This window comes from Halalkalibacter kiskunsagensis, assembly GCF_037027555.1.
Lineage (GTDB): Bacteria > Bacillota > Bacilli > Bacillales > Bacillaceae_D > Halalkalibacter > Halalkalibacter kiskunsagensis.
This window is the reverse complement of record NZ_JAXBLX010000001.1, coordinates 116,832-137,358: the sequence shown is the minus strand read 5'-3', so window position 1 is coordinate 137,358 and position 20,527 is coordinate 116,832. Positions and strand designations below refer to the sequence as shown.

The 20,527-nt window shown below is 37.0% G+C and carries 15 protein-coding genes and 1 pseudogene; 11 read left to right on the top strand and 5 right to left on the bottom strand.

Features of this window, described 5'->3' with window-relative positions; genetic code table 11:
- The first annotated feature begins 38 nt into the window (after window positions 1-38).
- Window positions 39-2,652 (top strand): annotated as a pseudogene (ppsA, locus tag SLH51_RS00560) (phosphoenolpyruvate synthase).
- Between the two features lie 146 nt (window positions 2,653-2,798).
- On the opposite strand, the gene SLH51_RS00555 reads toward ppsA, so the two are convergent.
- Window positions 2,799-3,965, bottom strand: a complete 1,167-nt coding sequence (locus SLH51_RS00555) for a LacI family DNA-binding transcriptional regulator (protein WP_335958295.1) — start codon at window positions 3,963-3,965, stop codon at window positions 2,799-2,801.
- Between the two features lie 104 nt (window positions 3,966-4,069).
- Between SLH51_RS00555 and SLH51_RS00550 the strand changes: the two genes are divergently transcribed.
- From SLH51_RS00550 to cysQ, 7 genes are all read left to right on the top strand, one after another.
- Window positions 4,070-4,213 carry a hypothetical protein gene (locus tag SLH51_RS00550; RefSeq protein ID WP_335958294.1) on the top strand — a complete coding sequence of 48 codons (144 nt, stop codon included), beginning with the start codon at window positions 4,070-4,072 and terminating at the stop codon, window positions 4,211-4,213.
- A gap of 14 nt (window positions 4,214-4,227) precedes the next feature.
- Window positions 4,228-4,707 (top strand): ribose 5-phosphate isomerase B, encoded by a 480-nt coding sequence (gene rpiB / locus SLH51_RS00545; RefSeq protein ID WP_335958292.1) that lies wholly within the window; start codon window positions 4,228-4,230, stop codon window positions 4,705-4,707.
- 106 nt (window positions 4,708-4,813) lie between these two features.
- On the top strand, window positions 4,814-6,127 hold the full coding sequence (locus tag SLH51_RS00540) for an ABC transporter substrate-binding protein (RefSeq protein ID WP_335958290.1): 1,314 nt from the start codon (window positions 4,814-4,816) through the stop codon (window positions 6,125-6,127).
- Between the two features lie 202 nt (window positions 6,128-6,329).
- Complete coding sequence (locus SLH51_RS00535) at window positions 6,330-7,310, top strand: carbohydrate ABC transporter permease (protein ID WP_335958289.1); 981 nt, start codon at window positions 6,330-6,332, stop codon at window positions 7,308-7,310.
- A gap of 18 nt (window positions 7,311-7,328) precedes the next feature.
- Complete coding sequence (locus tag SLH51_RS00530; RefSeq protein ID WP_335958288.1) at window positions 7,329-8,159, top strand: carbohydrate ABC transporter permease; 831 nt, start codon at window positions 7,329-7,331, stop codon at window positions 8,157-8,159.
- A 48-nt stretch (window positions 8,160-8,207) separates the two neighbouring features.
- Window positions 8,208-9,287, top strand: coding sequence for an ADP-ribosylglycohydrolase family protein (locus tag SLH51_RS00525; RefSeq protein ID WP_335958287.1), 1,080 nt, complete (start codon window positions 8,208-8,210; stop codon window positions 9,285-9,287).
- Window positions 9,288-10,044: 757 nt separating this feature from the next.
- Complete coding sequence (cysQ, locus tag SLH51_RS00520; RefSeq protein WP_335958286.1) at window positions 10,045-10,854, top strand: 3'(2'),5'-bisphosphate nucleotidase CysQ; 810 nt, start codon at window positions 10,045-10,047, stop codon at window positions 10,852-10,854.
- Window positions 10,855-11,078: 224 nt separating this feature from the next.
- Here the strand turns inward: cysQ and SLH51_RS24625 are convergent, their stop codons facing one another.
- The 3 genes from SLH51_RS24625 to SLH51_RS00510 all read right to left on the bottom strand — a co-directional run bounded on the left by SLH51_RS24625 (window position 11,079) and on the right by SLH51_RS00510 (window position 14,102).
- The gene (locus SLH51_RS24625) at window positions 11,079-11,447 is read right to left on the bottom strand and encodes a DUF2178 domain-containing protein (RefSeq protein ID WP_472779945.1); all 369 of its coding nucleotides are present in this window, start codon (window positions 11,445-11,447) and stop codon (window positions 11,079-11,081) included.
- An 8-nt stretch (window positions 11,448-11,455) separates the two neighbouring features.
- Window positions 11,456-11,650 carry a helix-turn-helix transcriptional regulator gene (locus SLH51_RS00515; protein WP_335958283.1) on the bottom strand — a complete coding sequence of 65 codons (195 nt, stop codon included), beginning with the start codon at window positions 11,648-11,650 and terminating at the stop codon, window positions 11,456-11,458.
- Window positions 11,651-12,071: 421 nt separating this feature from the next.
- Window positions 12,072-14,102 (bottom strand): sigma 54-interacting transcriptional regulator, encoded by a 2,031-nt coding sequence (locus SLH51_RS00510; protein ID WP_335958281.1) that lies wholly within the window; start codon window positions 14,100-14,102, stop codon window positions 12,072-12,074.
- 291 nt (window positions 14,103-14,393) lie between these two features.
- Here SLH51_RS00510 and SLH51_RS00505 point away from each other — a divergent pair, with 291 nt between their 5' ends.
- Together SLH51_RS00505 and SLH51_RS00500 are read left to right on the top strand one after the other, a co-directional pair.
- Window positions 14,394-14,645 (top strand): biotin/lipoyl attachment domain-containing protein, encoded by a 252-nt coding sequence (locus SLH51_RS00505; protein WP_335958280.1) that lies wholly within the window; start codon window positions 14,394-14,396, stop codon window positions 14,643-14,645.
- A 50-nt stretch (window positions 14,646-14,695) separates the two neighbouring features.
- Complete coding sequence (locus SLH51_RS00500; protein WP_335958279.1) at window positions 14,696-15,913, top strand: M20 metallopeptidase family protein; 1,218 nt, start codon at window positions 14,696-14,698, stop codon at window positions 15,911-15,913.
- A 65-nt stretch (window positions 15,914-15,978) separates the two neighbouring features.
- On the opposite strand, the gene SLH51_RS00495 is transcribed toward SLH51_RS00500, so the two are convergent.
- Window positions 15,979-18,213, bottom strand: a complete 2,235-nt coding sequence (locus SLH51_RS00495) for a helix-turn-helix domain-containing protein (RefSeq protein ID WP_335958278.1) — start codon at window positions 18,211-18,213, stop codon at window positions 15,979-15,981.
- 677 nt (window positions 18,214-18,890) lie between these two features.
- On the opposite strand from SLH51_RS00495, the gene SLH51_RS00490 reads away from it, so the two are divergent.
- Window positions 18,891-20,474, top strand: coding sequence for an ABC transporter substrate-binding protein (locus SLH51_RS00490; RefSeq protein WP_335958276.1), 1,584 nt, complete (start codon window positions 18,891-18,893; stop codon window positions 20,472-20,474).
- The last annotated feature ends 53 nt before the right edge of the window (window positions 20,475-20,527 follow it).

The following is a 20,527-nucleotide window of genomic DNA, read 5'->3' as shown; positions in this document are numbered from 1 at the left end:
GCAATAGAACTTTAATGAGATTTGTTGGAGGGATATGGATGAGTTCTTTGGTTCTCGGTTTTCAAGAAATGGAAAAAACGCAACTTTTGCTCGTTGGTGGAAAAGGGTTGCATTTAGGGGAATTATCAAAGATTCAAGGAATGCAAGTACCAGAAGGATTTTGTGTTACAACAGTGGGATATCAAAAAGCCATCGAACAAAACGAAACGTTTCAAGCATTGTTGGATCAACTAACAAGGCTAACAGTAGAGGATCGAAAACAAATTGCTGAAATCAGCAGAAAGATTCGACAAGTCATTATGGAAGTAGAAGTTCCTTCCGATGTTGTGAACGCAGTTACTGACTATCTCTCTCAGTTGGGCGATGAACATGCTTATGCAGTGCGTTCTAGTGCGACCGCTGAAGATTTGCCACATGCCTCTTTTGCTGGTCAACAAGACACCTTTTTAAATATCATCGGAAAAGAAGCGATCTTGCAGCATATCAGCAAATGTTGGGCGTCTCTATTTACGGATCGAGCGGTAATCTACCGTATGCAAAATGGATTTGATCACAGTCAAGTTTATGTAGCCGTTATCGTTCAAAAAATGGTTTTTCCACAGGCTTCAGGGATTTTATTTACCGCTGATCCGATTACCTCTAACCGAAAGTTACTATCAATCGATGCTAGTTTTGGACTTGGAGAAGCACTGGTCTCTGGTTTGGTATCTGCCGATTGTTATAAAGTACAGGAAGATAAAATCATCGATAAGATGATAGCAACCAAAAAATTGGCTATCTATGGACGAAAAGAAGGCGGAACAGAGACAAAACAGATCGATTCTGATCAGCAAAAGTCTCAAACACTGACTGAACAACAAATTTTACAATTAGCACGCATAGGAAGACAGATCGAAGCTCATTTTGGTTGCCCGCAAGATATCGAGTGGTGTTTAGCAGATGATACATTTTATATTGTTCAGAGTCGGCCAATCACTACTTTATACCCCATCCCGAAAGCAGGTGAGACCCAAGAAAATCATGTCTATGTATCTGTAGGTCATCAACAAATGATGACCGACCCCATGAAACCATTGGGTTTATCTTTTTTTCTGTTAACGACTCCTGCACCCATGTGTAAAGCTGGTGGAAGGTTGTTTGTTGATGTTACTCATATGTTGGCTTCACCTGTTAGCAGAAACAATATAATAGATGTCTTGGGACAATCCGATCCGCTTATTAAAGACGCACTAATGACCATAGTAGAGCGAGAGAATTTTATAAAATCGTTACCAGATGATGAAAAAGTACAAAGTCCCAGTCAAAGCAATAAAGGTAAGTCTGGGGATTTATTAACAGAAATTGAAAGATCCGACAATCGTTACTGATTTGATAAAGAGTAGTCAAACATCGATAGAAGAATTAAAGCAAAACATCCAAACGAAATCAGGACCGGAAGTCATGACTTTTATCCTAGAAGATATCCAGCAATTAAAGAAGATTTTATTTGACCCACAGAGTTTGGGTGTAATTATGGCAGCTATGGATGCTTCCTCATGGATCAATGAAAAAATGGAGAAGTGGTTAGGTGAAAAAAATGTAGCAGACACGCTTTCTCAATCTGTACCAAACAATATAACGTCGGAAATGGGTCTAGCATTATTGGATGTTGCAGATGAGATTCGCCCTTATCCAGAAGTAATTAATTACTTACAACATGTAAAAGGTGATACCTTTTTGGATGAACTTGTTACGTTTGAAGGTGGACAAAAAACCCGAGACGCAATAATAGCTTATCTCAACAAATACGGAATGAGGTGTGCCGGAGAAATTGATCTTACCAGAAGTCGATGGAGCGAAAAACCAACTACACTTGTTCCTATGATTCTGAGTAATATCAAAAACTTTGAGCCAAATGCGAGCATCCTGAAATTTGAGCAAGGGCGGCGTGCTTCCTTGAACAAAGAACAAGAGTTAGTAGGTCGATTGAAGCAATTGCCGGATGGTGAACGAAAAGCCAAAGAAACAAAACGAATGATCGACCTAATCCGCAATTTCAGCGGGTTTAGGGAATATCCCAAATACGGCATGATAAATCGCTACTTTGTTTATAAGCAGGCTTTACTAAAAGAAGCGGAAAAACTCGTACAAGAGGGCGTTATTCATGAAAAAGAAGATATCTACTATCTCACTTTTGAAGAACTAGGCGAAGTCGTACGCACAAAGAAACTGGATTACCAGATCATCAGCAAACGAAAAGACGAGTACAAGTTATATGAAAAACTAACTCCCCCACGTGTTATCACGTCTGATGGTGAAATCATTGTAGGTAAGTACAAACGAGAAAATCTCCCAGCTGAAGCTATTGTAGGTTTACCAGTTTCTTCCGGAGTGATAGAGGGACGAGCACGTGTCATCTTAACTATGGAAGATGCTGATTTAGAAAATGGAGATATTTTAGTCACCGCCTATACTGACCCTAGCTGGACACCATTGTTTGTATCTATAAAAGGCCTAGTCATCGAAGTTGGTGGACTGATGACCCATGGAGCAGTGATCGCACGTGAATATGGCTTACCAGCAGTTGTCGGAGTAGAAAATGCCACCAAACTGATAAAAGATGGACAACGAATTCGCGTGCATGGGACAGAAGGGTATATTGAAATATTGTGAGGAAGAGGAAGCAGACGGAAGCATGGGGACGGTTCTCATGCTTCCTCAAATAGGTATAATAAAATGCCATACATAAAATAAAAAACATTGACAAAGCCCCAGCCCCTTACGGTAGTTGTTACATGAGAGGTGTTTACAGCACTTCTCTATATCGAAGCACGAGAACCGTCCCGTTGCTTCCTTCCCGTGCTTTTACCTATTATTAACTCAGATTGTTTGGTTATAGCTTTGGTTTCTTTGTTATTGATTCGATTTATAAGCATATCAACTAGGGTTTTTCCTTGCCACTCAAAATCTTCATGAACGGTTGTTAATTTTGGACGTACATTTTTAAATATATCAATATGACCGAAAGAAATTAGTGACAGGTCATCCGGAATTGTGTATCCTTCGTCTAACAGACAATTAACAGCAGTGATAGCGGTGACTTCGTTAGAAAGCAAAAGAGATGTAGGGTGTTCTTCTTTATAAAGGTTTCTTATAAAGTTATAGCTTTCCTCCATGAATCCCGGAGCTTTAAGTACTTTGTTTTCATCAAAAGGAAGATTATACTCCATTAAGGCTTTCTCAAATCCTTTTATTCTTTCTTTGTTATGTGAGAGTATTTTTCCTTTAACATCGCCCACAATCATTTTTACATTTCTATGCCCCAAGTCTAGTAAATACTTCGTAGCTATATATCCACTATTTACATGATCGAAGCTCACGTAATTATTATCATGTTCCCAAGAGTATTTCATGTTAAAGACGTATGGGATGTTATCCTTGTCTAGTTTTTTACTTAACGTATCGTTAGATATAGATCCTAATAGGATAAAACCATCGGCTGCGTTTCTTTTTATTATATCAATATAGGAATCGTAATTTATTCCAGCTGGATTGATTAATAAAATGTGATAACCGTAACTTTGTGCTCTTTCTGTTATTGCTTTTAGTAGTAAAGGATAAAAAGGATTTAAGATAACTTCACTAAATCCTTGCTGAGTAACGACTAGGCCAATAATGTTGTTCTTACCTGATTTGAGCGTTCTTGCTGCTTTGTTAGGAACAAAACCTAGAGTGTCCATCGTTTCCAAGATTTTATTTTTCGTTTTCTCGCTTACCTCTGAAGATCCATTTAATACTCTAGATACAGTTGATTTCGTGACATTTGCATGCTTCGCAACATCATAAATAGTTACCTTTTTAATTATAATCACCTGCCATAGTATTATTTGAGTGTGTGATTTAAATATATTAATATTATACTGAACTGAAATGAAATGATATCCGGTACCGATCCCATTATATATTACATCTAATGATAATAACAAATTATAAACTGGAAAATAGTTTTTAAAAGGTTATTGACATACATATTTCAATCAATTAGTATGTAATTACAATCAGGTTCGGTACCGATACCGGAGTTTGAGAGTTGTTAAATAAGGAAAAGTATTTTATTTATTTAGATGTATTCGGTACCGATACCGGTAATTCGTTAAAAGGATTTGATAAAACAAAAAAACACACATTTACTTTTTCGGAACGTTATGGAAGCGTTGTCATTTTAGGAATTTAACAAGGGGGAGTAAGATGATTGTATCGATTGGAAGTGATCATGCGGGGTATCCGTTAAAAGCAAAAGTAGTGGAGATTTTAGAAGCAAATAGAGTTGAAATAATTGATCATGGCAGTTATACACCGGACCCTGTCGATTTCCCTGATATCGCTCGGTTGGTATGTAATTCTGTTAGAAGTAATCAAGCAAGTCGAGGCATAATGGTTTGCGGGACAGGAGTAGGAGCAAGTATTGCAGCAAATAAAATTCCTGGAATAAGAGCTGCTGTCTGTCATGATATTCATTCCGCCTATCAATGTGTTGAGCATGATGATGTAAACATCATGTGCATTGGAGCAAAAATTGTTGGGGAGTGGTTAGCTAAAGATTTAATTGAGGCATTTATAAAGGCAGAATTTAGTACAGAAGAACATTTCAGACGGAGGGTAAGAAAGCTTGAATTAATCGAATTAGATTCAGCTAAAGAATTGCGGGCTAAATTATCTGACTTTTAGTAATTTTCCGTCTGTTAAAGGTGGTGATTGAATCTAAAAACCAAAGAGTGAATTAAGGTTTAGGACTAATCATTATTTCTGAAAGCTATTATTGGAGGGGATGAAAATGTTTAGTTTGAAGAAAAAGAAGGCTTTAAGTATTCTGTTTGGGATGTTAATCATTATTAGTTCAGTTGCTTGTTCAAATCAATCTTCATCAAATACAGAAGACTCTTCAAATGATGAAGAAAAAACCAAAATTGTTTTTTGGCATAACTGGGAAACGGGTCCTTCAGGGGAATCATTAAAAAAGTCAGTGGAATTGTTTAATGAAACACATCCTCATATTGAAGTTGATGCGGTTTATGTTGCACCAGATGGCGGTGATGCAGTCGGTTCAAAATTGTTAACGGCTGTTGCTGGAGGAAATCCCCCGGATGTCTTCTTTACTAGTCGCTATGGTATAGCAGAATATATGGATGCTGTCACCCCGCTAAATGAATTCGCTGAAAGAGATGGAATTACTCAAGATTTATTTTATGATTGGGCGTGGGGTGAAGCCACTTATGGAGATACTTTGCTTGGTCTGCCGTATGATGGCACCGCACGAGCCTTGTTTTACAATAAAGAACATTTTAGAGCGGCAGGTTTAGATCCTGATAACCCTCCAACAACAATAGAAGAATTAGAAGAAGCTGCCAGAAAACTTACGATAAAAGAAGGTAACAGGTATGAACAAATTGGTTTTATTCCGTGGTTTGGAGAAGGTTGGTTGTATACCTGGGGTTGGGCTTTCGGTGGTGAATTTATTGATGAAAACGGAACAATTACGGCAAATGCGCCAAAAATTGTAGAAGCACTAGAATGGGAGACTGATTTTGCACAAGAATATGGTATTGAGACACTTAACAGTTTCGTAAGTTCAGCTGGAACAAATGCAACGAATCCATTTATTACTGGGCAATTATCGATGATGGTAAATGGGAACTGGATGTTAGGGCAAATTAGTGAGTACGCTCCAGACTTAGATTATGGAATAAGTTATATTCCAACACCGACGGGCGATAATTTTACAACCTATTTGGGAGGGCGAGCTCTCATTATGCCTAAAGGGGTAAAAAATCAAGAGGAAGCGTGGGAGTTTATTAAGTTTATGTGTACAACTGAAGAAGCGCAAAGCTTAAAAGAGATAACCGGGGACTTTTCTGCTATCCCTGATGTCAATCTGAAAATCTATGGAGACGACCCTAGGCAAGAGAAATTCCTTGAAGTAATGCCAAATGGTTATCATCGTCCTGTTATACTAGCCGGAAATATGATGTGGGATGAAATGGCCAAAGCACCTGAATTGGTGATGAATAATCGCGGTACTGCTCAAGAAGTGTTAGATGAAATCTCTGAAAAAATTAATAGGGAAATAGAAAAGAAAAAAGCAGAATAAACTCACTACCTTTTTAATAGGGCTGACTCTTAAGCCGAATAATAGGCGGCAATGGCTCCGTTCGCTACTCGCTTTGAGAGGAGAAACCGACTCCTCTCATGATTTTAAAAGATGTAACGACTCCGCTCATTGCTTCGGTGTTATCCAAAAGCTCAAAAAAAAGACCTTTTGGACAACACCGTTAAATAAAAAGGGGGCTAATATGTCTAAACCGGAACCAGTTCAAAATGATGTCGTGGTAGAGCAAAAAGGAGCAGAAGAACCTAAAGTCAATCTTATTTCAAAAAAGGTTCCTCATTTTAGTATAGAAAATCAAAGAGCTAGAGCAGGAATCTTATTTGCTGCACCTTGGATAATAGGTCTGTTGTTATTTTATGCTTACCCTTTGTTTAGCTCATTGTATTTTAGTTTTACAAATTACAATGTTATTAGTGAAACAAAATTTATTGGGTTAGAAAACTATGCAACCTTATTTCAAGACCGGTTATTTTGGAAGAGTATTTCAAACACACTTATCTATGCTGCAATGTTTGTGCCTTTCAGCATCCTTGTTGGTGTTAGTTTAGCAATCCTTTTAAATCTTCCTATCGTAGGGCAGGGTTTTTTTAGGACCCTATTCTTTTTACCATCTTTATTGCCAGTTATTGCTTTATCGATCTTATGGCAATGGCTATTGAATTCTCAAATTGGGCTTGTTAATTACTTGCTGGATTTGATTGGGATAGCTGGTCCAGGTTGGTTAAGTGATCCCAATTGGGCAAAGCCATCGCTCGTTGTGATGATGCTATGGGTGATTGGGAACGCGATGTTAATCTATTTAGCTGGGTTGCAAGATATCTCGCAAGACTATTATGAAGCTGCGGAAATAGATGGAGCAAACTGGTTTTGGAAAGCAATGCATATTACATTGCCACTCTTAACACCTGTAATTTTCTTTAACTTAATCATGGGAATTATTCAAGCCTTACAAGAATTTACTCTGCCTTACGCATTAACATATGGAACGGGAAGTCCAGCTGAGTCTTTGCTTTTTTACAGTATGCACCTTTATAATAATGCATTTTTATATATGAAAATGGGATATGCTTCATCAATGGCATGGGTTTTATTTATTGTCATTATGACCATCACACTAATTCTATTCAAAACGTCAAAAAAATGGGTGTTTTATCAAGGCGATTAAGGAGCTGGAGGTGTCATTTTGAACACTAATTTAAAAATAAAAAAAATATGGACCTATTCTTTTTTAATCATAGCAGGGTTAGTATTTGCAGCGCCCTTTGTTTGGATGATTTCTACATCATTAAAACCTAACTCACAAATGTTTTCTTATCCACCGGAATGGGTGCCAGAGTATTTATATTTTGAGCATTACATTAAAGCGGTAACCGATATTCAATTTTTTACATTTTTCCAAAATTCCTTGATCATTGCTTGCCTTTCAACGCTTGGGGTAATGATATCTTGTCCTTTAGCAGGGTATGCTTTTGCTCGTTTGCAATGGAAGGGTAGAGATACTTTATTCATTGTTACGTTAGCAGTCATGATGATTCCATTCCCTGTCACGATGGTTCCTTTGTTTGTCATGTTTTCAAAGATCAACCTAGTTAATACTTTTTTGCCGATGATTATCCCCACCTTTTTTGGAGTTCCGTTTTTCATCTTTTTGATGAGGCAGTTTTTTAAACAGCTGCCAAAAAGTTTGGAAGATGCAGCAAGAATAGATGGTTGTTCGGAATTAATGATTTATTTAAGAATTATGCTTCCGTTATGTCAACCGGCCATTTTAACAATTGGTTTATTCCAGTTTATGGCTTCTTGGAATGACTTCTTACAGCCATTAATCTACCTTAATGATGAATCCTTGTATACATTGCAATTGGGACTACAGCAGTTCAGGTCAGCCCAAGATACAGCATGGGGACCTATGATGGCAGCGTCTGTCTTAATAGCATTACCAATTATCACGATATACTTCTTTGTACAAAAAGCATTTATAAAGGGCATTTCTTTTGGTGGAGTTAAAGGGTAATTCCTTTTACTTATAAAAAAAATTAAAAATAGGATGGTGTTTAATAAGATGGGTAATAACGTTAGCTTACGAGACAAATTTTTCGGATGTATATCAGGCGTTCATATTGGCTCTGCAATGGGGGCAGCTGTAGAAGGATGGAGTTATCAAAAAATAGAAGAACGCTACGGTACACTGCAGAGTTTACAATCTTACGAGCATTATAATAATGGCTGGGTGAGAGAGCCGGGAACAACTGAAGATGGCGTGGAAAGACAGAAACTTATGATTACAGCCATCATCGAAAAAGAAGATCGCGTAAATGCAGAAGATGTGAAAAAGATATGGACTAGAGATATTAAACCAGAATCAATTGGTATGATCTCAGAGCCATTCGAGGCAACATTGCTAGCGATGGCTAAAAGTGATATACCTGCTGTAGATTTAGGAAAGTACTGTGATTATTCTGGGTTAAATAGTTTTGCACGTGCTTGTCATCCCATTGGATTAATCAATGCTGGCGACCCAAAAGGAGCTTTGGATGATGTATACGAAGTTGGGCAACTCTATCAGTCTAGTAATAGTAGAGGATTAAAATGGGCTTCTGTTACGGCAGTAGCGATTGCTTCAGCTACAAAACCTGGGGCAACGGTTGATCGTGTGATTGGCGACATTTATGACCTATGTGATCAAGACCGTGTTGTAAAAGAAATTGACAGAGAGTTAAAACATACAGCTCATTGTCAAGATTTTAGAGAATTAAGAGTAGCGTTTGATAGCGTTTATTCCGGTGAAGGAATGGATTATGCATATGCGTGGGCAAATGAAGTTGTCACAAAAGGGATTTGTATCTTTAAGATGGTTGATGGAAACTTAAAAGATGCCATGGTATCTGCTGTCAATATGGGAAGAGATGTGGATTGTATTACAGCTGTAGCATCAGGTATTTCAGGATCACTAACAGGTGCTTCATCTATTCCTGAAGAATGGATTAAACAAACGGACTATGCTACAAGCCTCAATAAAGTAACAAATTCTCAAAGAACGATCGAGGAACATTCAGATGGTTTATATCGCGCCTATCAATCTCGACTGAAAAAGATGAAAAGCTTTGCAGATAAGATGCTAGTTGAGGAAAATGTTTTATAAATCATGGTAGATGAAAGGGTACCAATTATTTTTATTTGTAGTAGTAACTTAACAGATAATGAAAAAGGTAAGTTGAAACAATGGATAAAAGATAATCAACTATTTAGGTTTAAAGAAAGCTTGTGTCTAGCAGAATGCAGCACTTGCTCCTACCATAGAATTGTTAAGGTTCAAGACCGTCTTTATCGTGCTAACAATGTATGTCAGCTGCTAAATATGATAAAAGGTTAATTGTTCGTTGTAATTCAAAACGAAAAAAATTAAGTATTGTTTGGTGTTTATTCTTTTTAATAGTCAATAAATCATTCTAGGAATCTGGTGTAATAGCCGGGTTCCTTTTTTGGAAGCATGGGGACGGTTCTCTTGCTTCTTATAGAGAACACAGTAGGAGGCAGGTCAAAGCGGGAGTGTTATAATCTTAAAAATATAGACAACTGCCTTACAAAGTAGTGGCAATGAGAGGTGTTAACAGCACTTCTCTATATCATTAGGGAAGCACGAGAACCGTCCCTGTGCTTCTCCTTTCTATTTTTATAGTTATTTGTTGGTTTATGTTTTGTACGGAATGGCATAAACAGGTAGAATCTATATAAACGAATTTAATTGTCTATGGACCAGGTGGTTACCGGTTTATGGATTATGTGGTGGTAGGAGCACTTTAAATGTCATAGTAATGAGCGCAGTTGTTATTGTTATCTTCGTTGGTTTTCATAGTTTAAGAATATTAATTTACAGATAAAGGACGGTTTGATAAAGGATGAAAAAAGTAAATTTAATTGATCTATTTACCGTAGCATTGGATGCTGGAAAAGAGATATTAGACGTCTATGCACAGGATTTTGATGTACAAGTAAAAAAAGATGATTCGCCATTAACTCAAGCTGATAAGCGAGCACATGATTCGATTATGAAGGGATTGAATGCCATTAATCCTAACATTCCAGTATTGAGTGAGGAAGGAAGAGAGATACCTTACAGTGAGCGTAAAGAATGGAGTCAATTTTGGTTGGTAGATCCATTAGATGGTACGAAAGAATTTATTAAGAAAAACGGTGAATTTACAGTCAATATTGCGTTGATTGAGGGGAAGTATCCTTCTTTGGGTATTATTTATGCACCAGCACTGGATGTCTTTTATTTTGGACGCGTTGGAGAAGGAGCGTATAAGCTTGAAAAAGCGTCACAGGAAGGTGTTGCTAGTGAAGAGGAATTACTTCAGAAAAGTGTTCGATTGCCGGAAATAGGAAGTCGCCAAGTAACACGCGCGGTTGCAAGCCGATCACATATGTCCAAGGAAACAGAAACTTTTATAAAAGAATTAGAGGCAAAGCATGGAGAAGTAGAAGTTGTCTCATCTGGAAGTTCGCTAAAGTTTTGCTTAGTTGCAGAAGGAAAAGCAGACTATTATCCAAGATATGCTCCAACAATGGAATGGGACACGGGAGCAGGACAAGCGATAGTAGAAGCTGCGGGCGGAAAAGTGACTAGGTATGAGGATAATGAGAGGTTTTATTATAACAGGAAAGATCTATTAAATGGGTGGTTTTTGGTTGAGAGAAAAAGTTAGCGAGGAAGCATGGGGGAAGCATGGGGACGGTTCTCTTGCTTCCTATAGAGAACAAAGTAGGAGGCCGGTCAAAGCGAGAGTGTTTTAAACTTAAAAACATAGACAACTGCCACCCTTATAGAATAGTTGCACTGAGGGGTGTTAACAGCAACTCTCCATATCATTAGGAAGCACGAGAACCGTCCCGTTGCTTCCCAGATTAGTATATATGGAAAATGATAAAATTAAATCTTCTTATTAATAATATACATAGTAAAAGGAAAGAGAAAAATAGAAGAAAATAAGATAATATACAAACCAATTAGTGAGTCTGTAATAATATGATATTTAATGAGGAGAATAACTAATAATATTATTGGTAATGTAAGTAGATAAGTTACATACCCGCTTTTTTCCTTTATCTGTTTAGTCCTTTCGTCATTAGGAGAATCAGAATTAAAAATGAATTCTGTTGCAAAAGTAACGATTCCTGCGGCTATAAAAAGTAAAGAGAAAAGAGATATAGTAGGGTAATCACTAATGGTGAAATATAGGCCGAAAAAAAGTAATATCAATCCTGTTCCTTTATTTATTAGGCTACTTGATTTTTTCATTTTTATTTTCACTCCTCATGAATAAAAATGTCTTCAATTTTACAGTTAAATATCCGGGCAATTGAAAATGCCAACTCTAAAGATGGATTGTATCGGTCTTTTTCTATCGAGATGATAGTTTGTCTTGAGACGTTTAGCAGTTGAGCGAGTTGTTCTTGAGAAAAATTATGCTTTTTTCTAACTTCTTTTAATACATTTTTCATAATTTTTTTCCCTCATTTATTGATATAGATAAATAATAACAAGAGGATTTTATTTTGTAAAGTAAACTTTACATTTCGGGACATTAGGGACAAGTTCCTTGTCCCGCTATGTACTTGTTGCCAGTGTTTCTGACCCCTGGTACGGTGATGTGTTAACGTGGTGGGGGGCAGGAGTTTTTTTCACTTGCCACGACAATAACGAATAAGAGATTAGCTAAGTTTAGGCAAGGAGTTGAGACTCTGCCAATTTCCCGCTTATATAAATAGATCCCCTAGTTATGCTTTAAGCCTAAGGAAGGGGATTTTTTAATTGCTAAGGGTGAAGTCATAATAAATAATGATATAAAGAGTTTTTTTAATACATATGCGCTTAGTCAGTTGAACCAAAACCTATCTTTTAAATATGTTAAGAATGACATGCTTAATTCCTCATTTTTAGAAACGTTTTGATTCCATTTTGCGTAATCGTTGTCCCGCCTCGTCCTTGGCTTATTTCAACTAACCCGCGTTCTTTCATTGATGTAAGGTAGCTTCTTAATTGCTGCTCAGAAAGAAATGCGTCTCTTTTGAAAGCGACCTCAGCGATTCGTTTACGCCCAACTCTTTTTTTAACTAGAAAAGATTGATAGAGAATATCTAATATCAGCATTTCGTTACATGTGAGATCTTGCTCTGTTTTATGATATACAGAAGCGTTATCTGCTTGAGCTACGGTGGTATCTGTAAAAATCGGTAAATCAATCGGTTCTACAATGCGCTTTCCGTAATTTATTAAGTAATTTGCACAATTTTCTAATTCACGGATATTCCCAGGCCAGGGGTAATGCTCAACATAATGACGAGCTTCCTCCGTCAAAACGATGTCGTGATCTTGAATAAAGTATGAAAATAATGGGATGATATCTTCTGTTCGTTCCCGGAGTGGCGGAATAGTTAAAGGTAATACATTTAACCGATAATATAGATCTTCTCTAAATTTCCCTTGTGCAACTTCTAATTTTAGATCACGGTTCGTTGCAGCGATAATACGTATGTCAACAGGGATGATAGAGTCTCCGCCAACCCTCATTACTTCCTTTTCTTGAAGAACACGTAAAAGCCTAGCTTGTAAAACTTTAGGCATCTCGCCGATCTCATCTAGAAAAACAGTTCCTAAATGACCGTGTTCAAATAGTCCAGGTTTCCCTCCTTTTCTGGCCCCTGTAAAGGCACCTTCTACATAACCAAACAGCTCACTCTCTAATAATTGTTCAGGTAATGCGGCACAATTAAAGGCAACAAAGGCATACTGACTTCTTGGTGAGTGATTGTGAATCGCTTGCGCAAATAATTCCTTCCCTGTCCCACTTTCTCCATGAATTAAGATAGATGCATCAGACGTAGCCATTCGTTGGGCAATTTTTTTCTGCTTCTTAATGGAGGAAGACTCTCCAATAATATTAAGGAATTGGTATTTAGGAACAAATCCTTTGCCTAGCAGCTGGGAACGAAGTCGGTGTTGGCGCTTCTCCGTTTCGTGGAAAGGTACTAATCTTGCCACGGCTCCCGTTATTTCATTTCCAATTTTTAATGAGTTAATAGTTACGACGATGGATCTTTGCCCGAAATTCATTAGTTCTTCTACATTTTCCATTTCTCCAGAAAGTACTTTCGAAAATTTAAGATCAGGAAAGACGGTCTCGTAACAATGGCCAATTACATTAGGTGGTTTTTTATGAACCAAGTTTGCAGCTGTGTCATTAAAAATAGTCACCGTACCTGAAGAGTCTATTGCAATAATGCCATTTGGGATGATCTGTAAAAATAAGTCAAGCTGTGAAGCGAGTTGATCCTTCTTATCCAGAATGTTATCTAACCCGTAGCTAATAGGAACAATGTTAGCAAAATGGAGCTTGACTTTTTGCTCCAAAATATGATGGTTACTATCCATTTTGGCTAAAATATCCATGTATGTACTTAAATCTAAAATGCGACTCCCGATATCTATTATCTCCACATCAATTGCCGTTTCTAGTTGTTCACCTGGTGTAATAACTAAATTGACATTAGGTAAGGGGTTCATATCTTTATGGGCAGGAATAAGGTTGATTTGGCGTATACCTAATTGGTAGATGGTTGAAATCGTTTCAATGGCCATTTCAAGGGTGACGTTATATAAAATGGCATTCGTCCCTTTCTGTAGGTTCTTAATCTTTTTCATTCCTTGTTCACTCAATGTTCTTCTAGCAATAATAACAGCGGCATTTCCATTTTTAATATAACGACGAGCTTGTTCAAATACTTTGTAGTTAGAAATGAGAATGACGTCTCCATCAATGCCCTCATATATAGTCTCATCTTCAAAACAATATTGCTTAATCTTTACATTATCTTGAAACATTCCTGTGATTTCCTTCTCAAAAGCCACCAATGTGTTTTTATGCAATGAAACGATTGTTAGAAATTTTGGCATTTCGTTCAGCACCTTTCTATCTTAAATGGTTAAATGTGTTGTTTGATTAACCAATTCAACCAATTATTTTAGATCGCTTAAAGTAAAAAGTACCATAAAAGACAAATTATTTAAAGATTCTAACTAGTTAAACACTATATTTCTAACGGTTACGAGGGAGTTTCAATGAAAAGGTAACAAATTTTATAACTTTCACAAACTTGGCACTAAATTTGCAAGTGTACTTTGTAGAAAGGAAATGAATATTTGAGTTACACGAAACGTGTAGCCATATGAAAGGGGTAACCTGTGATGGAAGTGAGTGAAAATATACTAAGTACCGTTTCTGGAAAAGTCGTTAGTGTATTGTGCAAGGAAAATAAGTATGTGTATGAATGGGAGCCGTTAATTGAAATAGTAACAAATGATGGCTCATTAGAGAAAATAGTAAGTGAGGTTGGAGGTACTGTTACAACGATATTTGTATTACCAGGAACAACTGTTAAAAATGGAACAAATGTAGCTTGTATCGACGTAAGTCTAGTTGGAATTGCTGCAGATTAATAGATAACTTTAGTAAATAGAATGAGAAGAGTAAAAAGGAGAGAGTACTTGTGGATGAATTGTTAATGAGAGCGAAAGCATTTAACCCCAAAATGATTGAATGGCGGAGGAAGCTTCACCAAAATCCAGAACTAGGATTTGAAGAATATCAAACATCAAGATTTATAAGGGAGGAATTAGACAGTTTAAAAGTTAATGAAATCAAACAAATTGCCGGGACGGGAATATCTGCTCTAATAAAAGGGAAATCGCAAGGTCCGACTGTTATGCTAAGAGCAGATATGGATGCTCTTCCGATCCAAGATGAGAAAGAGGTGCCTTATCGGTCAAAAGTGAAAAATAAAGCTCATTTATGTGGACATGATGCCCATGTAACCATGATGCTCGGAGCAGTCAAACTTTTATCAGAAGTGGAGATTGAGGCGGGCAATATCCAAATTATCTTTCAACCGGCGGAGGAAGGATTAGCAGGTGCTAAAAAGATGATTGATGAGAATGTATTAGATTTTTACGATGTAAAAGCTGCTGCGGCATTACACGTTCAACCAACGTTGCCGACTGGGTTTGTAACAGTTAGTCCGAAAGTGAGTACTGCTAATTCCGATCGGTTTACCTTAAAGATAATCGGGAAAGGGGGGCATGCTGCACATCCCCACCAAACCATTGACTCCATTGCAGTCACAGCACAAGTGATATCGTCGATCCAGAATATTGTAAGTAGGAAAGTAAATCCATTGGACAGTGCCGTTATCACAATCGGAAAAATACAAGGAGGGTTTGCTAGAAATATAATCGCTCCTAGCGTAACGTTAGAGGGGACGGTTCGCACCTTAGAGAAAGATGTAAAGCTACTGGTACGAAATGAGTTAGAAAGGGTCGTTTCTGGCGTATGCTTAGCATTTGATGCAACATATGAATTTGATTATGAAGAAGGGTATCCATCTGTTCGAAATGACTCAGAATTAGTCTCTTTATTTGAAGAAACGACAGAAAGAGTTTTGGGTAAAAATAAATTAACATTTAATTCCCCATCCATGGGCGGAGAAGATTTTTCTTATTATACAGAGAAAGTTCCGAGTCTATTTTTTAGGCTAGGAGTTCAAAATGAAGAGAAGGGGGTAATTTATCCCCATCACCACCCTTTGTTTGATATTGATGAAGAGGCAATGCCCTATGGAACAGCTTTGCTAGCTCAATTTGCCTTAGATTTTTTAAAACAGCATCAAGTGAAAACCACAGATCAGTATATGTATAGTGAAGTGAAGTAATTCAAAGCTAATTTTATAGAGGGCTTAGAAAAGGGGATCACCCTATTCTGAGCCCTTATTCAAAGTCACTTATGTTTTAATCTGTAATTGGCAGGGGTAATATTCGTTATCTTTTTGAATGCTCTACTGAAAGTCCTTTCTGTATACCCGACGTGATCAGCTACTTCTGACACGGATAAATTTGTCTCTATTAACATTTGTTTTGCGACTTGAATCTTTAGTTCGGTTACATACTGCACAAAACTTTTGCCGGTAGATTGCTTGAAAAGCCTACTCAAATAACTCGCATTAAGATCAAAGTGGTCTGAAACAGAAGTCAACGTGTGAGTCTCTGTTACATTGTTCTGTAAGTAATCCATTACTTTTTGTATCTTTTGTCCACTTCGATTTTCATTCAATTGCCCCGCTTTCTCCATAAATTCTAAAAGAATTTCAGATTTAAACCACTTTTTTAATGCCCTTAGTGAGGTCTTCTGATGTAAGACTGCATAAAATTTATTCAAAGTAAAATTGTCAACAGCATTGTGTTCGTCCAAGGCTCTGTAGAGAGAGGTATATAACATACTAAAGGCATGGTATATACTCTCTGGAGTACAATTTTGGTCTTTAAGATGATCGACAAATTGGTCAAAATGATCCATATAGGCTTGGTCATGATCATTCTTTAATGCTTTTATTATCTTACCTTCTATGGAATATGGGTATTCCAAAGGATCCGTGTAGCGCAATTCTTCAAAACTAATAATTCGATTATTTCCTTTTATCAGCTTAAATTGTAAGGCTTCCAATGCTTCTAAATATGAACACCTTAGGTCTGCAAATCTTTCTTGTAATGTACCAATACCTATAGAGATTTGAAGTTGAAGTTCATTTTGAACGGATTGTTGAATCCTTTCGGCTAAATTGAGAATCGTATCATGTTTAACTGGATCAATTAAAAGCTTTTTAAACGGTAGGATCAGTGCAAATTGTTGCTCTTTGATAGGGACACAGATGACTTTGACGTCATACTGTTTACTAGCATCCCGACAAACTCTTTTCATATCCATGATAAATTGATTCCCTTTTTGTTCATTACCCTTGGACTTTTCGACCTCAACAACAAGGACAACTGGATACGTATTTTGCAGGCGATCAAATAAGGTAGATGCACTATGGTTACGGAATAAATCTTGAGAACCTAAGAGAGATTTCACTAAGAAAGCATCTAATAATTGCTCTTGATTATCTTGAACCTTTGTTGATAGCTCTGTTATTCTTTCCTTTTCTTTCTGTTGAACAGAATCAATGAGATCCCATTCGTGAAATAAAAGTGAATCAGTAGGTTTATTTATATCCGCTAGCCTTCTGTGTAGCGGAGAGTATAAATAAGTTGCGATGATGAATGCAATTACTATGGATAAGAGGAGTCCTATCCCTGTAGCAGATAACATATTAAAACCTAGGCTACTGGAATGAAGTTTTGATTCTGGGATCTCATAGATGATTACCCAATCATTCTCGCTTATTCTTCCATAGAATAGCAGTTTATCCTCCGTAGGATGTTTGTAGTAACCAACTTCTGATCCTGTAAGAATATGTGAAGTGAACTCAGAAGGTAACTGTGAAGCCACCCCAGCTTTCTCCTTATTCTTATGTATCATAATCCGCTCGTTTCGTCTCATAACATAATAATCGCCAATGTCTGAGAGAGAAGCGTTATCAAGAATAGTTAGCAGCAGTGTATCGTGAACGTGTATTGAAAAATACCCCTGAGGAAAATTTGAGCCGACAGGAAGAGGTTGAAAAAAAGAAATGACATTCGTGCTTGTGCTTGGGCTGTTAAAGTTCCAATAAGGTTTACGTAGAGCTTGAACAGTTTGATATAACTCCTTTCTTTGATTGGAAAGATTGTTAAATGAAGTAGCACCATTGATACTCGATATTAATAGTTGGGATGCAGGTAAATACAAGTCGGCACTATATACATTCTTAAGTATTAAAGAAGTATTAATTAATTTTTGGTTTAAGGGAACGATCTTCTCGTAGTCATTTTCCAGTTGCTTATTATATAGAGCTTGTATGACGTCTCTGTTTACAATGGTCTCCGAAATACCGCTTTGAATGAAATCTAACTCATTTTCTATTCGTTCTTTAATTTGTCCAACTACTTCAAGTTTGGACTCAATTAATTCTCTTTCTAAATGAGCATCGCTAATGAAATAGAGTGCTAGTGATATACACAACATTAAAGTAACGATGCTGGTACTAACGATCAATAAAATCTTTAGGAAATACTTCCCTCTAAAAAACTGGATCATATATGCCCCTTCTCACATTTCACATTGGTTTCGTTTGGTTTTTATAATCGTTAATAAATTCTGAATATTACACTTTTAAATTTTACTACAATCTTACAGATACCACAAATGTCGCTGTAATTTACAAGTAGGGGTAGGACAAGGAACACTCAATACTAGTGTCAGCAAAACACGTTATTATGCTGAACCGTCATTATTTTACTTGTTAAATAAAGTGGTAAAAATGTGTCCTGCCCATTGCTTGATGCCAGTAGTTAAGGGGAATTTATAGTCACTTGCTTTTCATTTCTAGAATTTTGACAGTTGTATGATAATTCTGAATTTTAATATGATTGCTTTACAAACGGAAGCGTTTGACAAAACAAAATAGGTGGCATTTTCATTTGGAAGTAGACTTCATGTAAATAGTATTCACATGTTTGCAGTCATTTTTTTATGGCATTGTTTTATGAAGTATTAGGGTGAAGTCCCATTTGATCTCTACTGCCTATTTAAAAACAAATGACTAAAAAGGAGGTTGTTTTCGATTTCACTTTTTCTAAATCTGCTATGTGGGCAAGAGTGGGGAAAGAGATATAATTATCCTTAAATGTCTTACTATTTACTACTGCCTTATGTTCTGAGTCAAAGGGTTCATGAATTGGAGAAATAGGATAATAGAAAAGGGGCGAAGAAATATGAAGAATCGATTAAAAGTAATGGGTATGTTGCTTGCTTTTATGTTTATACTAGCTGCTTGCTCAAACTCAGAAAACACAAGTCAAAATACGGAAGAACCATCAATAGATGATAACGAATCTTCTATTGAAGTACCGACAAACGATGGAGAGCTAACCATTGCCATTCCATCGGACATCGCCTCATTTGATATTCATGACCATAATCAAATACACACGGAAGCAGTGCATATTAATGTTTTCAGTTACTTACTAAAAAGACAAACAAACATGGAGATTGAACCTGATTTATTGGACAGTTATGAAGCGGTAGATGATGTTACTTGGTCTATGACCCTAAAAGAGGGAGTGACATTCCATAATGGTGATCCATTAACAGCTGAGGATGTCAAATTCACCTTAGACAGAGTGGCGAATGACGAAACACTGCAAGAGCATAGTAATTTAAAAATTATAGAAGAGGTAAAGGTAATTAATGAGTACGAGTTTGAGATTATCACAGACGGTGCACAACCAACGTTGCTTAATCTTCTTTCTCGTATTGGATCAGGTATCTTACCTAAGAATTATATTGAAGAGCATGGCTGGGATCACTTTTTAAATGAACCGATCGGAACAGGTCCTCTTAAATTTGTGGAGTGGGTAAGGGATGACCGCATCGTGCTTGAACCATACGAGAACTATTTTGAAGGAAAGATTCAAAACGTAGATCAAGTCGTTTTTCGTGTGATACCAGAAACGTCTACTAGAATTAATGAATTGTTAACTGGTGGAGTCGACATCATTACAGATATAACACCAGATGATATGGAAAGAATTAACGCTCAAGAAGGCGTATCAGCCGTATCAGCACCGTCACAAAGAGTCGGCTTTCTTGGCATACATCACGGTGAAGAACATCCAACATCAGATCCTAGAGTACGTGAAGCCATTGAATTAGCAATTGATGCGGAAGCAATTACTCAGCAAATCTTGTTAGGGGAAGGTACACCAACGAGAACAAGAATCACCCCAGGTAATTTTGGAGCTCATCCAAACCTATTTAACAGCAATTTGTACGACGTAGAAAAGTCGAAACAATTATTAGCAGAAGCAGGTTATGCAGATGGATTAGAACTTACGTTGACTTCTCCGGATAATCAATATTTGAAATCAAATGAAATTAATGAAGTAATTGCCGCCATGCTAGGTCAGGTAGGGATTAATGTCAATCTTCAGTTTGAAGAATGGAGTAGATTCCTAGAGTTGAGGAATAACGGTGAATATGGTGATATGTATTTTGCGGCATACGGAAATTCCATTTTTGATTCTTCGATCGGCCTACAAGAATTTGCTACAAATACGGCTTGGGATCGAGCAAGTTATGCTAATGATGAAATCGTTGAGCTTTGGGAAACGGCCTTAACGAATATGAACTTTGAAGAACGAGAACATCAGTACCAAAAAATTCAGGAAATCGTAGCGGAAGAACGTCCGAAAATTTATTTATATTTGCAAAATGAGGTGTATGGTGTAAATGATCACGTAATCTTTACTCCAAGAACCGATAGTATGCTTGTTATTAAGGATATGGTTATTCAATAATCGCTTCATTTAAGTAATGGGTATGTCCAGTTGATGACGTGAAAAGGACATAA

Bases quoted from the DNA above. Each gene is read 5' to 3' on its own strand.
- rpiB (WP_335958292.1), top strand. From the start codon at position 4,228: ATGATTGTATCGATTGGAAGTGATCATGCGGGGTATCCGTTAAAAGCA.
- SLH51_RS00540 (WP_335958290.1), top strand. From the start codon at position 4,814: ATGTTTAGTTTGAAGAAAAAGAAGGCTTTAAGTATTCTGTTTGGGATG.
- SLH51_RS00535 (WP_335958289.1), top strand. From the start codon at position 6,330: ATGTCTAAACCGGAACCAGTTCAAAATGATGTCGTGGTAGAGCAAAAA.
- SLH51_RS00525 (WP_335958287.1), top strand. From the start codon at position 8,208: ATGGGTAATAACGTTAGCTTACGAGACAAATTTTTCGGATGTATATCA.
- cysQ (WP_335958286.1), top strand. From the start codon at position 10,045: ATGAAAAAAGTAAATTTAATTGATCTATTTACCGTAGCATTGGATGCT.
- SLH51_RS24625 (WP_472779945.1), bottom strand. From the start codon at position 11,447: ATGAAAAAATCAAGTAGCCTAATAAATAAAGGAACAGGATTGATATTA.
- SLH51_RS00515 (WP_335958283.1), bottom strand. From the start codon at position 11,650: ATGAAAAATGTATTAAAAGAAGTTAGAAAAAAGCATAATTTTTCTCAA.
- SLH51_RS00510 (WP_335958281.1), bottom strand. From the start codon at position 14,102: ATGCCAAAATTTCTAACAATCGTTTCATTGCATAAAAACACATTGGTG.
- SLH51_RS00505 (WP_335958280.1), top strand. From the start codon at position 14,394: ATGGAAGTGAGTGAAAATATACTAAGTACCGTTTCTGGAAAAGTCGTT.
- SLH51_RS00495 (WP_335958278.1), bottom strand. From the start codon at position 18,213: ATGATCCAGTTTTTTAGAGGGAAGTATTTCCTAAAGATTTTATTGATC.
- SLH51_RS00490 (WP_335958276.1), top strand. From the start codon at position 18,891: ATGAAGAATCGATTAAAAGTAATGGGTATGTTGCTTGCTTTTATGTTT.